This window comes from Maribacter sp. R86514 (assembly GCF_044597005.1).
Lineage (GTDB): Bacteria > Bacteroidota > Bacteroidia > Flavobacteriales > Flavobacteriaceae > Maribacter.
Genome location: NZ_CP138999.1, coordinates 2,442,652 through 2,457,331, shown reverse-complemented (window position 1 = coordinate 2,457,331; position 14,680 = coordinate 2,442,652). Strand labels below are relative to the sequence as shown.

Below are 14,680 nucleotides of genomic sequence, written 5' to 3'. Positions count from 1 at the left end.
TGTGTGATAGTTGTATCGCGCTCATCAATCAATCAAACTAATCAATCCATCTTATGTTCGACTTAGAACGTTGGCAAGAAATTTTCGATACTATTCGCAAGAATAAGTTACGCACTTTTCTCACAGGACTTTCCGTTGCTTCAGGAATATTCATTCTAGTTATTTTATTGGGTTTTGGTCAAGGCATGCAAAATGGTATAGCCAAAGAATTTGAGCAAGATGCTGCCACAAGTGTTTGGGTCTGGCCTGGGGTAACCACTATTGGTTATAAGGGTATGAATCCAGGTAGACCGATACAGTTCCGAAACGAGAACTATGACATGGCCGGTGCTTTGTTTGATGACCAAATTGAGAATAAATCGCCAAGGCTATTTGTAAGAGATGTTTTTGTAAACTATGGTAGTGAGTCTTTAGCTTATAATGTACAGGGTGTTTCCGATCAATTTCAATTTATCGAAAATGAGTATATGACCTTAGGTAGATTCCTTAATCAACAAGATGGAGTTTCTAAGGCTAAAGTTGCCATCATCAGTAATAAGATCAATCGAGAAGTATTTTCAGAATTAGAAAGTCCTTTAGGGGCGTTTTTAGACCTATCTGGTATCCCGTTTAAAATTGTTGGGGTATACGGTGATATTGGGGGTGAACGAGAAGAAGACCGTATTTATATTCCTGTAAGTACCGCGCAACAGGTTTTCAATGGCGCTGATCATTTAAATAATCTATCCTATACTTTGCCTAAGGTAGATGATTTTGAAACTGCCGTTGCACAATCTATCAAATTTAAGAACGAATTAAAATCGTATTTACAAAAAGCACATACCGTAGCTCCTGAAGATACAAGCGCAATTCAAGTATATAACCCTATGGAAGAGGCTAAGCGCTTTTATGCATTAATGGGTGGTATTAAATTCTTCTTTTGGTTTGTAGGTGTGTGTACTATCATCGCTGGTATTGTAGGTGTTAGTAATATCATGTTGATTGTCGTTAAAGAGCGTACAAGAGAAATTGGAATTCGAAAAGCTCTTGGTGCCAAGCCATGGTCAATTGTTGGGATGATTTTGCACGAAGCAATTTTTATTACTGCAATTGCAGGTTTTACAGGACTTATTTTAAGCATGGGGCTTTTGGAGATTGTGGGTCCACATATAGAGGTAGATTATGTACTGAATCCCTCAGTGAACTTCAATGTTGCCTTAACCACTGTATTTGTACTAATTTTTGCAGGAGCGATAGCGGGATTTTTCCCTGCATGGAGAGCAGCTAAAATTCATGTTATAGAAGCATTGAGAGATGAGTAGTTCAAAAATGAAAAGTTTAAATAATTAAGATGTAACCATGTTCAATAGAGACCGGTGGAAAGAAATTTTAGAGGTATTGTCTAGCAATGTGTTTAGAACATTGGCTACTTCTTTTGGCGTGGGTTGGGGTATATTCATTTTGATTATACTACTTGCTGCAGGCAAAGGATTGGAAAATGGTATTCGTGCCGATTTTGGCGATATAGCTACCAATACAATGTTTATGTGGTCTCGTAATACGACCATGTCATATAAAGGACTGCCAAAAGGAAGACGCTTTAGTTTCAAAATTGAAGATGTACAGGCTATAAATGATAATGTTCCCAACTTAAGGTTTATTTCTCCCCGTAACCAATTAGGCGGTTTTGGCAGTGGTAATAATGTAGTGCGAGGTTTGAAAACAGGTGCATTCAATGTCTATGGTGACTATCCTGAAATAATAAGGCAAGAACCTATGACCATAACATCTGGTAGGTTTGTGAACCACAACGATATTCAAGATAAACGGAAGGTGGCCGTCATTGGTGTTGGTGTAAGAAATGAACTTTATGACCAAGGTGAAACAGTATTGGGGACTTATATTAAAATTCAAGGGGTTAATTTCATGGTAGTGGGTACCTATCAAAAGAAAGATGATGGTGGTGGTGAAGAAGGTCAGAAAGAAATTTATGTTCCGTTCACGGCATTCTCACAAGCTTTTAATATGGGTAATGATGTTGGGTGGATGGCTATTACCGCTCATGACGGTAGTTCCATATCTAATTTGAAAGAGAAGATAGTAGGTGTGGTCAAAGAGAAAAGAAAAATTCACCCAGATGATAAACGTGCCGTCGGGTATTTTGACTTGTATGAACAGTTTAATAGAGTAGAAAGTTTGTTCGGCGCATTACGCTGGGTAGCCTATTTTGTGGGCGTGCTTGTATTACTATCCGGAATTATTGGGGTAAGTAATATTATGCTCATTGTAATTAAAGAACGAACCAAAGAAATCGGGATTCGTAGGGCTCTGGGCGAAGCTCCTTGGTCTATTAAAAAACAAATTTTAATGGAGTCTATTTTCCTAACTATCATATCTGGCATGATCGGTATCGTTTTCGGTGCTGCATTTATATATGGCGTTAATGCGGTTCTTGATTCCGTAGGTCCGGTAGATATGTTTGTGAACCCAAGTGTAAGTTTGGGTGTGGTGGTCAGTGCACTGGTCATTTTAATATTTTCGGGATTGTTAGCAGGCTTCATACCAGCACAGAGTGCTATTAAAATAAGACCAATTGAAGCTTTGAGAACAGAATAAAATTATCATCAAAATATAACCAATCAAAAAATGAAAAAGTCAACAACAATCGTAATCCTGCTAATTATCGTACTAGCCTTTGGCGGTTCTATGTTCTATTTGTATTCTAAAAATGCAGAAGATCCCGTAGTATACGAAACAGAAGAGCCTTCTAAGCAGACCATAATAAAAAAGACAATGGCTACGGGTAGTATTCTTCCGTTAGAAGAAGTATTGATAAAACCGAATATCTCGGGAGTGATAGAAAAGATTTTCGTGGAGGGCGGAGATTATGTAAAATCTGGCGATTTGCTGTGTACCATTAAAGTAGTGCCTAATTTAAGTTCATTAAACGATGCTAGAAATAATATCAATGAAGCCAAAATCAATTTAGATGATCAATTGAGAAACCTTGATCGTCAAAAAGGATTGTTTACCAAAGGGGTGATTTCTAAGGTAGACTTAGAGCGTGCTCAGTTGAGTTATGACCAGTCTAAGCAATCTTATGCAGCCGCCAATAAAAGGTATGACATTGTAAAAACGGGTACTACTTCTGGTTTTGGGAATGCTGCAAATACACAAATAAGGGCAACTGTTAGTGGTATGGTACTAGAAGTGCCTGTAGAAGTAGGTAACCAAGTAATTGAAAGTAATAACTTTAACGAAGGTACTACCATAGCAGCTATTGCAGATGTGGATAAAATGATTTTTGAAGGTAAGGTAGATGAATCTGAGGTGGGTAAAATTAAGGAGAACCTTCCGTTAGAAATTACCGTTGGTGCCATAGAAGATAAAGTATTCGATGCCGTATTGAATTATATAGCTCCGAAAGGAAATGAAGAGAATGGCGCTATTCAATTCGAAATAAAAGGTACACTTAAAAAACAAGATTCCGTATTCATTAGAGCAGGCTTAAGTGCTAATGCCTCTATTATTTTAGCGCGTGCTGATAGCGTTTTAGCAGTAAAAGAAGCTTTGGTTCAGTTTGATGATAAAACCAAAAAACCTTTCGTGGAAATCGCTACGGGCGATCAAGAATTTGAAAGAAGAGATATTGAGTTGGGTATTAGTGATGGCATTCATGTACAGATCAATTCAGGTATAGAAGAAGGAGAAAAAATAAAGGTTTGGAACGAGGTAGTGCCAGATGAGCTTGCTGAAAACTAAAAATCAAAAAAAAATAATTCAATTGATGTAACAAATATTACACGACATAGTCTAATGTATAGACAGTGTAAAATTGTTCAAAACAACAACCAACATGATTCAAATTAAAGATCTTCATAAGTCCTATAAAATGGGCAAGAATTCACTTCACGTTCTTAAAGGAATAAATTTTAATGTTGAAGAAGGTGAGCTAGTAGCTATCATGGGTTCTTCTGGTTCTGGTAAATCTACCTTATTGAATATTTTAGGAATGTTGGATAGCTCTGATTCCGGAGAATATATATTAGATAATGTTCCTATAAAGGATTTAAACGAAACTAAAGCTGCTAGATATAGAAACAAGTTTTTAGGTTTTGTTTTTCAATCGTTCAATCTTATCAATTATAAGAGTGCTGCAGAGAATGTGGCCTTACCGTTATACTATCAAAAAGTACCAAGAAAAGAACGTCAAGAAAAAGCTTTAAAATATTTAGAACAAGTTGGTCTTAAAGAATGGGCCGGTCATTTACCTAGTGAACTTTCTGGTGGTCAAAAACAACGTGTTGCCATAGCAAGAGCTTTAGCTGCCGAACCTAAAGTATTGCTTGCAGATGAGCCTACAGGTGCATTGGATAGTAAAACATCTTACGAGGTGATGGACTTGATACAGAAAATTAACGATGCGGGGAATACCATATTGATCGTTACGCACGAGCCTGATATTGCAGATATGTGTAAGCGTATTGTGCATTTGAAGGATGGGGTTATCATAGAGGATAAGAAAATAGAACAAGTAAGAGCCGAGCAATATGTTTGATAGAGACATTTGGCAAGAAATATACCATAGTATAAGCAACAACAAGCTTAGAACTTTCCTTACCGGGTTTTCGGTAGGTTGGGGTATTTTCATTTTGGTATTGCTTTTGGCTTCTGTAAAGGGAATGCAAAACGGCTTTACGCTACAGTTTAGTGATGACGCTACCAACTCCATTTTTGTAAGAACAGGTACTACTTCATTAGCTTATGGCGGATTTGAAGCTGGGCGAAGAATTCAAATGACAAACGACGATGTTGAATACATTAAAAGAAGTTTTCCTAACGACGTAGAATATATAAGCCCGAGAGTATATCAAAATACATCGGCACGTTATAAGAGCGAAACGGGTAGTTACAATATACAGGCTGTTCATCCGGATCACCAGGCTATTGAAAAGACGATTGTAAGTAAGGGTCGCTTCATCAATACCAACGATTTAATGAATGCTTCTAAAGTTGCTGTTATCGGCAGAAAAGTAGAGGAAGATTTATTTAAAAACGAAGATGCACTAGGCAAGTTCGTTGAGTTCAACGGGTTGCCTTTTAGGGTCATTGGTATTTTTACCGATGATGGTGATGATAATGCAGAGCGTAACATTTACGCACCTACCACTACCTATCAAAAAATGTATGGTCAAACGGATCATATTGACCAGATTGCTTTAACCTATAATCCTAATTACGATTTAACCGAAGCACTAGCTTTTTCAGATAGATTAGAAAATGTTTTTAGAAGACGTTTTAAAATTGCTCCGAAAGACCAATCGGGAATTAGAATCTTTAACTACGCTGAGGTTTTTGAAGACATCAGCAACTTTACTGGTGGTTTGGATATTGCGGTAATTATAGTGGGACTTTTAATATTACTATCTGGTATTGTAGGTATCGGTAATATTATGGTGTTTATCATTAAAGAGCGTACAAAAGAAATTGGTGTGCGTAAAGCTTTGGGTGCCGAGCCGTGGTCAATCATAAAATTAGTGTTGTTCGAATCTGTTTTTATAACGGCCTTATCCGGATTTATAGGATTAGGAATTGCAACGGGATTATTGGCGGCCATTGGCCCAAGTATTAAAACAGGTGCATTTGCCAATCCGTCCGTTAGTATGTCAATGGTTGTGACCGCAACTATAATATTGATTGTTGCAGGAGTTTTAGCAGGATTGATTCCGGCAATGAAAGCCGCGAGAGTAAAACCAATTGTAGCATTAAGCGATAAATAATATGTGGATATTTGATAGAGATTTATGGTCAGAGATTTTTGCCACATTAGGTAAGAACTTGTTTCGCACATTCTTAACCATGTTAGGGGTTATTATCGCTATGATAATTCTTGTATTGCTTTTAGGTGGTGCAAACGGAATGAGTAATGGTTTTCAAAAAATATTTGCAGGTACCGCATCTAACAGTCTATTTGTTTGGAGTCAAAGTACGTCAGAGCCTTATAAAGGATTTGAAAGAGGACGTAGAATTCAATTTAAATTGGAAGATGCTACCATTTTAAAAGAACAGATTCCAGAAATAGAAGTTCTTGCCCCGCGAATAGAACTTGGTAGTCATAGGGGCGTGGTTACTGTATATAGAAATGGTTTGACTAGTGGTTCGGCAGTTTATGGTGATTATCCTAATGTGGATGAAATCATGAAGAAGAAGCTAGTAGAAGGTAGATTTCTGAATGAAAATGACATGACCGAGTCTAAAAAGGTGTGTGTTATTGGAGAAGAAACGTATAAACTTCTATTTGAAAAAGGCGAAAATGCTATAGGGGAAGATGTTCGTATTAACGGAGTGTTCTTTAATATCGTCGGAATTTATAAGCCAAACCAAAACATAAATATTGACGGAGAGAATTCGGTTTATATTCCGTTTTCAACATTTCAAAAAGCATTTGGTTCTGGAGATAGAATGGGATGGATGGCAATCTCGGTTCAGTCAGATACCAAAGTACCTGTAGTGGAAAGTCAGATAAAACGTTTGCTGAAGAACAAATATGATATCAACCCAACAGACGAACGCGCCATTGGAAGTTTCGACATGTCTGAAGTGTTTAATAATGTATCGGCATTTACAGGTGTGTTACAAGGCGTCTCTTTCTTCGTTGGAATTTTGACTTTACTGGCAGGTGTCATTGCTATTAGTAATATTCTTTTAATTACCGTAAAAGAACGTACAAAAGAAATAGGAATTAGACGCGCCTTGGGTGCAACCCCTAAAGTAGTAAAGAGACAAATTGTACTGGAGTCTATCGTAATTACGGTATTTGCAGGTTTTGTCGGTTTTGCAATCGCAATCGGGTTTCTAGCTATTGCGAATAATATGATCGGCGAGAATAGTGATGTACCCTTTTATAACCTTATGATCAGCATACCACAATTTTTAGGTTCCTTTGTTTTAATGGTAGGTCTTAGTGTTTTAATAGGATTGATACCTGCGAATAGAGCCATTAGAATAAAACCAATAGACGCTTTAAGAGAAGAGTAACAGACCAAACAACAAAAGAATAAATAACAATCAAATAGTTGAGCATGAACAAGTATGTAAAGTACGTATTAATAGGATTAGTAGTTTTTGGAATACTGGCTGCAGTAGTCTATTTCATGAAAAAGAACAGCACTCCTTTAAAAACATATGAAACGGAGACCGTTGAAAAAAGAGATATTACCAACAAGGTTGTTGTTACCGGTAAGGTAATACCACAAGATGAAATTGAGATCAAACCTCAAATTTCAGGTATTATTCAAAAAGTATATTTAGAAGAAGGGGTTCAAGTTAAAGCTGGTGATCTAATTGCTACGATAAAAGTTGTACCCAATGAACAGTCTTTAAATCAGGCTCGTGGTAGAGTAAACAATGCCAAAATTGCTTTAAGTAATACAAAGATTGAATACGACCGAAATAAAACGCTATTTGATAAAGGGGTGATTTCTAGTCAAGATTTCAATGCGTTACAATTACGTTTTGATCAGGCTACGCAAGAACTGCAAAATGCTCAGGCAGACTATCAGATAATTAGAGTAGGTTCTGCAGGTGGCTCATCTAGTGCAAATACCAATATTAGGGCTACGGTAACTGGTACTTTATTAGAAATCCCAGTAGAGGTAGGTGATCAGGTTATTGAAAGTAATAATTTCAATGACGGTACAACGATTGCATTTATTGCCGATATGTCTAAAATGATTTTTGAAGGCGAAGTTGATGAAGCTGAAGTAGGGAAACTTAAAGTAGGCATGCCATTAGAAATTAGCATGGGTGCCTTACAAGATGAAAAATTTAATGCCAAGTTAAAGTTCATTGCTCCTAAAGGAGTGGAAGAAGAAGGTGCCGTTCAGTTTAAAATTGAAGGTGATTTGGTAGTGTCTGATAGTACTAATATTAGAGCTGGTTATAGCGCAAACGCTGCAATTGTCTTAGAAGAAAAGAAAGATGTGCTTTCTATTAAAGAAGCATTGTTGCAGTTTGATAAAGAAACCAATAAGCCATACGTTGAGGTAGAGACTGGTGATAATGAATTTGAAAAAAGAGAACTTGAGCTTGGTGTAAGTGATGGTATCGACGTAGAAATTGTTTCTGGTATCGATGAAGATTCTAAAATAAAAATCTGGAACAAGTTAGAAGCTAAGAGTGAAGACAATGGTCCGAACGAGGATTAAAAATAATCAATCAAATCAAAAAACGAATCGAGCAGCCTATTTATAGGTTGGTTTTAAAAACAATAAAATGAAAGTAAAAATCACGGGATTACTACTATTATGTTCTGTTGTAATGGGTATGGCGCAGCAAAAGAAATGGACATTAGAAGAGTGTGTGGCTTATGCGGTAGAAAATAACCTGACAATAGAACAATTGGAATTGGATTTGGCAACGGTTAAAATAGATAAATCAGATGCGGTCGGAGCATTTTTGCCTAATTTAAATTTAAGTTCTGGAGTTTCTGAAAGGTCAGGTTTAGTTGTTGATCCTAACAGTAATGCAAATGTTTCTGGAACTATATTTTCTGTTACTCCTGGTATTACCACTGGCGTTACACTTTTTGATGGTCTTCAAAATATCCATAGATTAAACAGAGCTAAATTAAATACTATAGCAAGTCAATTTCGTTTGGATGATTTGAAAGATGATATTCGACTTAGCGTGGCTAATTCATATTTGCAAATATTGTCCAATAAAGAGGCTTTAGAGGTAGCTAAAGCGCAATACGCAGTAACTGAGCAGGATTTAAAAAGAACTAAAGAGTTAGTGGATTCTGGAGTTGTGCCCAGAGGAGATTTATTGGAAATACAAGCTACAGCAGCTACCCAAGAACAACAAATAGTTAATAATGAAGGTCTAATTTTAATATCTAAGATTAGTTTGGCTCAGATTTTACAAATAACGGATTATGCTAATTTTGAGATAGCAGATGAAGAGTTTAATATACCTCTTTCAGACATTTTAAATAACTCGGCAAAGGATATTTTTTCTAAAGCATTAGAGTTTAGAAACGATATCAAGGTTTCAGAATCTAACGTCGCAATTGCTGAAAAAGATCAACAAATTGCCAAAGGGGCACTTTATCCTACCATAAATGCTTTTTTTAATTATAATACATTTTATACAAATCAATTTGCGCCAGTGCCAGACCCTAATAATCCTGGGCAATTTTTGTTTGATCCCAATAATCAAGGTACCCTTCTCTTAACTAGAGAATCAATTACTAACCAATTTTATCTTAATGATGGTATTTCTTATGGTTTTCAGATTAATGTACCAGTCTTCAATGGGTTCAGTGTAAAGAATAACATTAAACGTGCAGCGATTAATTTGGAAAGTTCAAAGCTTCAATTAGAACAGGATAAGCTTGCCCTAGAGGCAGAAATACAGCAAGCATATGTTAATGTTTCTACCTTTTTAAAATCATATGAAGCAGCCGAAAAAACTTTGGAAGCGACAACGTTGGCTTTTGAATATTCAAAAGAAAGGTTCGATGTAGGTTTAATGAACGCTTTCGAATATAGTCAGGCTCAATCAAGGATTGACAATGCAAAGGCAGATGTTATTAGAACAAAATACGATTACATATTTAGATTAAAAATATTAGAATTCTATTTTGGTATTCCTATTTCGTTAGAATAAAATAAACAAAACTATAATTGATGGGCCTGTAACATTTTAATGTATACAGGCTTTTTCATTTTATAGTATGTAATACCTTTGCAATATGGGCATACTATTAAATCTAGAAACTTCATCAACAAATTGTTCGGTCTGTGTTGCTAAAGACGGCGAGATTCTTGCAATTAGAGAATTGAATTCTGCAAACTATTCACATGCAGAGAAACTACATATTTTTATTGAAGAGGTAATGCAGGAAGCTTCTTTGAAAATGGAAGATTTAGAAGCTATAGCGGTCAGTAAAGGTCCGGGTTCTTATACAGGACTCCGAATTGGAGTTTCGGCGGCAAAAGGGCTTAGTTATGCTTTAGGTATTCCGTTAATATCTGTTTCTACTTTGAAAAGTATGGCATCACAAGTAAAAATCAAAGATGGTGAAGTGCTGATTCCTGTATTAGATGCAAGGCGTATGGAGGTGTATTCTTCGGTTTTTGATGAGAATGGTAAGGAGATAAGAGAAACCAAAGCTGAAATAATAGATGAAAATTCTTTTAAAGAATATATCAATACAAAACATATTCACTTTTTAGGTAGTGGAGCAGAGAAGATAAAAGAACTGTTTCCACTAGAATCTATATCCTACCATTGTGAAGTAGTGCCTTCTGCTAAAGGAATGGCTTTTATTTCATCGGAAAAGTTTAATGCTTCTGATTTTGAAGATGTAGCCTATTTTGAGCCGTATTATCTAAAAGACTTTGTGCTACAAACCAAGAAAGTAAAATCGTAAAAGTTTAAATAAATAAAAAAGCCCTTGATTACTCAAGGGCTTTTTTATTTGTAATACCTGTTAATCTGTTTTCATTTGAGTAACAACGCGTTGTGGGAACGGAATTTCAATTCCAGCAGCATCAAAACGGTATTTTATTTCTTCCATCACATAAAAATGTGCTGCCCAAAAATCACCATTATCAGCCCAAAAACGTAATGTGAGATTAACCGAACTGTCTCCTAATTCACCTACATAAACTTCAGGTGCTGGTGTTTTATGAATCGTTTCACGTTCATTACATATGGCTAAAAGAATTTCTTTGGCTTCTTTAATGTTAGAAGTATACCCAATACCTACATCGATTTTGTCTCTTCTAGTGTCTTGCGCGTTATAGTTTGTAATGGTGTTATTAGATAATTGTCCATTGGGTATAATTGCAATTTGGTTTCCAAATGTGCTCACTTTGGTAGTGAAGATCGAAATCTCTTTTACGGTACCATCAACACCTTGGGCAGATATAAAATCTCCTATTTTAAAGGGTTTAAATAACAATATAAGAACGCCACCGGCAAAATTAGCTAATGAGCCTTGTAACGCTAAACCAATAGCCAAACCTGCAGAAGCCAAAATGGCAACTAAAGAACTTGTTTGAACCCCTAATTGGGTAATGACCAATATGAAGAGTATTATTTTTAAAGCAATACTGATAAAGCTTTGTAAGAATGTTTCTAAGGCTAAATCGTAATCTTTATTTGCGAAAAATTTACGTACCATTTTATTAATGAAACGTATGACATATGTGCCGGCAATTAATAGAAAAATGGCCCATAATATACTCGGTAGTACATCCCAAAGCCAAGCTATAGCATTATCTGCATGTTCTTGCAGATTCATTATTTTATCTAACATATTCTTTTTTTTTTTAACAGCCAACTTAGCTAATTGTAAGTACCCCGTAAAAAGTAAGAGTCTAAACAATGGTTAAATGATAGGAGAGACAAGATCTAAAGCTTTGCTTGGTTCTTCTACGGGCATTTGACAGCTACCGTAATTACAAACGTAGATTAGCGTTTTGTTCATTACATACCTATTCATCAATAATGGTAAGTTGCTAGTTTTAACATTTGAAGCAGCAAATATAGCGTTTGGCATATAGTTCTTCATGAGGCTTGCGCATATGAGTTCAAAGTTTTCACCGATAACGACCAATTCATAGAAATTCTCACTCATTAGCTGTGCCAAATGAAGCCAATTGGCATGATTTTGAGGATTTTCAGTGATAGCAATTTTCATGCTTTTCATCATTTGATGTAAACGACTATCAAAATTATCTTCAGGAAAATATTTTGAGAGCTTATGTAAATTATGCGCCATCAAGGAGTTGGAAGACGGAATTACGTTATCTGAAACTTCTAAGGTCTTCCTAATCAGATTATCGTTATTATTGGATGTGAAAAAGAATAGACCAGTTTCAGAATCTGAGAAATTTTTAATGACATATTTTGCTAATTCAAAACTGTGATTAAGCCATTTCTCATCGAATGAAACTTCATACAGTCCAATGAATGCATCTATTATAGAAGCGTAATCTTCTAGGAAACCATGAATGGTACTTTTTCCATTTTTGAAGTTGCGATATAAACCACCATCTTCTGTGGTCATATGTTCTAGAATAAAACTAGCATTGTTAATAGCAAGGTTCAAATATTTTTCATTTTCTAAATACCTGTAGGCATCTGTGAGTCCTTTTAATGTCAAGCCATTCCAAGAGGTTAGGATTTTATCATCTAATCTTGGTTTATTTCTCTTGGCTCTCTCCATTTTCATTAAAGACAGGCATTTAGATATGATTTGTTGCAACTCAACTTTTGTGATAGAATGATTCATTGCAATGACCAATGATTCTGAATCTCTAATAAGTACGTAGTTTTCATCTTCCCAATATCCATAAGAATTAATGCTGAAGTATTCACTGAAAATAGGGTAATCGTCTTTTAAAAGTTCTTTGAGTTGTTCTTTCTGCCAAACATAAAATGCACCTTCTACTAATTTGTTATCATTAGTCAAGCTATCAGCATCTAAAGAAGAGTAAAACCCATTGCTTTTATCTAACAGTTCTTCTTCTAGAAAAGTTATACTCTTTTCAACGACATTTTTATAGAGCTCGTTATTGGTCTTAGCATATGCATTTGCGTAAAGACTGATCAATAAACCATTGTCATATAACATTTTTTCAAAATGGGGAACATGCCATTTCGTGTCTACTGAATATCTAGAGAACCCACCACCCACATGATCAAATATGCCGCCCCAGGCCATTCTTGTTAAGGTGGTGTTTACATATTCATCTACTGCACTATCTTGTTTTGCATGAGAATAGTATTGTAAAAAATTAAGGTTGGTAGGCATCATAAATTTAGGTGCCCGTTTGTATCCTCCTAAGAAAGTGTCAAAGTATTTTGACCAATCTGCAACCATTACATCAATTTCCGAATCTTGAATTAAATCTTGGTTTTCACCTGTTGTTATGGCATTTATCTCTTTAAGTCCGGTTGCCATGTTTTCGGCATATCCAATAATTTTATCAGGGTCATCAATATAGAGCTGTTGAAGTTGATTCAATACTTGTATCCATTCTTGTTTTTTAACGAAGGTTGCGCCCCAGAAAGGTCTGCCGTCGGGCAAGGCAAGAATATTTAAAGGCCAGCCTCCACTACCGGTCATCATTTGTAGGGCGTCCATATAAATATGGTCGATATCCGGTCTTTCTTCCCTGTCCACTTTAATGTTAATAAAGTGAGCGTTCATTGCTTCGGCTACTTCTTCGTCTTCAAAGCATTCATGCTCCATAACATGGCACCAGTGGCAGGCGGCGTAACCGATACTAATAAGAATTAATTTATTTTCTTTTTTAGCCTTTAGCAAAGCTTCATCGTTCCAAGCTTCCCAATTAACTGGGTTATGAGCATGCTGCAGTAAATACGGACTACTTTCTTTAATTAGATTGTTTGTATGCTTTTGTGGGGTTGGCATGATATGTATTTTATTTTTAAAGCAAAAAAAAGCGCCTTTTGGCGCTTTTAATGCTGTTGAATGATTGTTATTTCACTTCGAAAGTGATTTTCACGTTCACTCTATAATTTTTGATTTTACCGTCTTCAACAGTAGCACTTTGCTCGTTGATGTAAACCGACTTGATATTCTTTACTGATTTTGATGCTTCAGAAACTGCTTTTTTTGCCGCGTCTTCCCATCCGTTATCAGAATTTGCTAATATTTCAATTACTTTTAAAACTGCCATAATTATTGTTTTTAGATTTTCTACAAGTTACAAAAACTAATAGCAATGTTTAATTCGATTCATTTAATAATTAACCGTTTAGCGCAACCACTTCATTCACCTTATCGCCCATCATATTCTTTAACATGGTTTCAATACCATTTTTAAGGGTAAAGGTTGAAGAAGGACATCCGCTGCAAGCACCTTGTAAAATTACATTTACAGTTTTGCTGTCAACATCATATGATTTAAACATAATGTTACCACCGTCACTAGCAACAGCAGGTTTTACATACTCTTCTAAAATATCAACGATCTCTTGAGATGTTTCGTCAAGTTCTATAGTGTTTTCAGCAGATACTGTTTCTGATACCTGTGCTTCTTCACCAATTGCTTTTGCATTATCTGCAACAATCTGTTTACCGTCAGCAATGAAATTTCTAATTACTTCACGTAATTCTATAGTGATGTCATCCCATTCTGCAACTTCAAATTTAGATACAGAGACGTAATTCTCGTCAATGAAAACTTGCTTAACAAATGGGAACTGAAATAGCTCCATAGCCAATTTAGAATCTCTAGCTTCATCAATATTTTTGAATTCGAAAGCAGAAGCCACTATTTTCTTGCTTGCTACAAATTTCATAGTAGATGGGTTTGGTGTAACCTCGGCATAAACTGTTACCGGAACTGGTTTGTCCATGTCTTCTTCTATCACAATAGGCTCACCGGCATTTAAATACTCAACCAACTGTTGTGCAACTTCATCCTTTACATCTTCCCATTGCACAATGTCATAGCGTTCCAATCCAATAAAATCACCGGAAATGTATACCGTTTTAATAAATGGCAAATGAAATAATTGCTGTGCTAGAGGAGAGTTTTTAGCATCGTCAATATTCTTGAATTCGTAATTTTTTCGTTGGACTAAAATATGATTAGTTTCGAACTTTAAAATATTTGGGTTATTGGTTTTAACTACCGTAATCGAATACTCTTTCATC

At 35.8% G+C, this 14,680-nt stretch carries 13 protein-coding genes; 9 read left to right on the top strand and 4 right to left on the bottom strand.

The annotated features are described in order from the left end of the window. Window positions 1-53 precede the first annotated feature (53 nt). The 9 genes from SJY30_RS10820 to tsaB all read left to right on the top strand — a co-directional run bounded on the left by SJY30_RS10820 (window position 54) and on the right by tsaB (window position 10,414). Window positions 54-1,301: an ABC transporter permease gene (locus SJY30_RS10820; RefSeq protein WP_396632204.1), complete on the top strand. Its 1,248-nt coding sequence runs from the start codon at window positions 54-56 to the stop codon at window positions 1,299-1,301. 37 nt (window positions 1,302-1,338) lie between these two features. Further along, complete coding sequence (locus tag SJY30_RS10815; RefSeq protein WP_036151940.1) at window positions 1,339-2,595, top strand: ABC transporter permease; 1,257 nt, start codon at window positions 1,339-1,341, stop codon at window positions 2,593-2,595. 30 nt (window positions 2,596-2,625) lie between these two features. Continuing rightward, window positions 2,626-3,741 carry an efflux RND transporter periplasmic adaptor subunit gene (locus SJY30_RS10810; RefSeq protein WP_396632203.1) on the top strand — a complete coding sequence of 372 codons (1,116 nt, stop codon included), beginning with the start codon at window positions 2,626-2,628 and terminating at the stop codon, window positions 3,739-3,741. A gap of 94 nt (window positions 3,742-3,835) precedes the next feature. Then, complete coding sequence (locus SJY30_RS10805) at window positions 3,836-4,537, top strand: ABC transporter ATP-binding protein (RefSeq protein ID WP_027064946.1); 702 nt, start codon at window positions 3,836-3,838, stop codon at window positions 4,535-4,537. After that, window positions 4,530-5,759 (top strand): ABC transporter permease, encoded by a 1,230-nt coding sequence (locus SJY30_RS10800; protein WP_396632202.1) that lies wholly within the window; start codon window positions 4,530-4,532, stop codon window positions 5,757-5,759. The genes SJY30_RS10805 and SJY30_RS10800 overlap by 8 nt, the downstream gene beginning before the upstream one ends. Window position 5,760: 1 nt before the next feature. Then, window positions 5,761-7,017, top strand: coding sequence for an ABC transporter permease (locus SJY30_RS10795; protein WP_276471579.1), 1,257 nt, complete (start codon window positions 5,761-5,763; stop codon window positions 7,015-7,017). Between the two features lie 44 nt (window positions 7,018-7,061). Beyond that, window positions 7,062-8,186 (top strand): efflux RND transporter periplasmic adaptor subunit, encoded by a 1,125-nt coding sequence (locus SJY30_RS10790; RefSeq protein ID WP_396632201.1) that lies wholly within the window; start codon window positions 7,062-7,064, stop codon window positions 8,184-8,186. 67 nt (window positions 8,187-8,253) lie between these two features. After that, window positions 8,254-9,648, top strand: a complete 1,395-nt coding sequence (locus SJY30_RS10785) for a TolC family protein (protein WP_396632200.1) — start codon at window positions 8,254-8,256, stop codon at window positions 9,646-9,648. 85 nt (window positions 9,649-9,733) lie between these two features. Further along, window positions 9,734-10,414 carry a tRNA (adenosine(37)-N6)-threonylcarbamoyltransferase complex dimerization subunit type 1 TsaB gene (gene tsaB, locus SJY30_RS10780; RefSeq protein WP_396632199.1) on the top strand — a complete coding sequence of 227 codons (681 nt, stop codon included), beginning with the start codon at window positions 9,734-9,736 and terminating at the stop codon, window positions 10,412-10,414. Window positions 10,415-10,474: 60 nt separating this feature from the next. On the opposite strand, the gene SJY30_RS10775 is transcribed toward tsaB, so the two are convergent. The 4 genes from SJY30_RS10775 to SJY30_RS10760 all read right to left on the bottom strand — a co-directional run bounded on the left by SJY30_RS10775 (window position 10,475) and on the right by SJY30_RS10760 (window position 14,679). Beyond that, window positions 10,475-11,305, bottom strand: a complete 831-nt coding sequence (locus SJY30_RS10775; protein WP_396632198.1) for a mechanosensitive ion channel family protein — start codon at window positions 11,303-11,305, stop codon at window positions 10,475-10,477. A 72-nt stretch (window positions 11,306-11,377) separates the two neighbouring features. Then, window positions 11,378-13,429, bottom strand: a complete 2,052-nt coding sequence (locus tag SJY30_RS10770) for a thioredoxin domain-containing protein (RefSeq protein WP_396632197.1) — start codon at window positions 13,427-13,429, stop codon at window positions 11,378-11,380. Between the two features lie 67 nt (window positions 13,430-13,496). Then, window positions 13,497-13,697 carry a dodecin family protein gene (locus SJY30_RS10765; RefSeq protein ID WP_027064938.1) on the bottom strand — a complete coding sequence of 67 codons (201 nt, stop codon included), beginning with the start codon at window positions 13,695-13,697 and terminating at the stop codon, window positions 13,497-13,499. A gap of 70 nt (window positions 13,698-13,767) precedes the next feature. After that, window positions 13,768-14,679, bottom strand: a complete 912-nt coding sequence (locus SJY30_RS10760; RefSeq protein WP_396632196.1) for a NifU family protein — start codon at window positions 14,677-14,679, stop codon at window positions 13,768-13,770. Between the last annotated feature and the right edge of the window lies 1 nt (window position 14,680).

Excerpts from the sequence above, each read along its gene's own strand:
- SJY30_RS10800 (WP_396632202.1), top strand. The coding sequence starts at position 4,530 with ATGTTTGATAGAGACATTTGGCAAGAAATATACCATAGTATAAGCAAC.
- tsaB (WP_396632199.1), top strand. The coding sequence starts at position 9,734 with ATGGGCATACTATTAAATCTAGAAACTTCATCAACAAATTGTTCGGTC.
- SJY30_RS10760 (WP_396632196.1), bottom strand. The coding sequence starts at position 14,679 with ATGAAAGAGTATTCGATTACGGTAGTTAAAACCAATAACCCAAATATT.
- SJY30_RS10785 (WP_396632200.1), top strand. The coding sequence starts at position 8,254 with ATGAAAGTAAAAATCACGGGATTACTACTATTATGTTCTGTTGTAATG.
- SJY30_RS10765 (WP_027064938.1), bottom strand. The coding sequence starts at position 13,697 with ATGGCAGTTTTAAAAGTAATTGAAATATTAGCAAATTCTGATAACGGA.
- SJY30_RS10770 (WP_396632197.1), bottom strand. The coding sequence starts at position 13,429 with ATGCCAACCCCACAAAAGCATACAAACAATCTAATTAAAGAAAGTAGT.
- SJY30_RS10810 (WP_396632203.1), top strand. The coding sequence starts at position 2,626 with ATGAAAAAGTCAACAACAATCGTAATCCTGCTAATTATCGTACTAGCC.
- SJY30_RS10820 (WP_396632204.1), top strand. The coding sequence starts at position 54 with ATGTTCGACTTAGAACGTTGGCAAGAAATTTTCGATACTATTCGCAAG.
- SJY30_RS10775 (WP_396632198.1), bottom strand. The coding sequence starts at position 11,305 with ATGTTAGATAAAATAATGAATCTGCAAGAACATGCAGATAATGCTATA.
- SJY30_RS10815 (WP_036151940.1), top strand. The coding sequence starts at position 1,339 with ATGTTCAATAGAGACCGGTGGAAAGAAATTTTAGAGGTATTGTCTAGC.
- SJY30_RS10805 (WP_027064946.1), top strand. The coding sequence starts at position 3,836 with ATGATTCAAATTAAAGATCTTCATAAGTCCTATAAAATGGGCAAGAAT.
- SJY30_RS10790 (WP_396632201.1), top strand. The coding sequence starts at position 7,062 with ATGAACAAGTATGTAAAGTACGTATTAATAGGATTAGTAGTTTTTGGA.
- SJY30_RS10795 (WP_276471579.1), top strand. The coding sequence starts at position 5,761 with ATGTGGATATTTGATAGAGATTTATGGTCAGAGATTTTTGCCACATTA.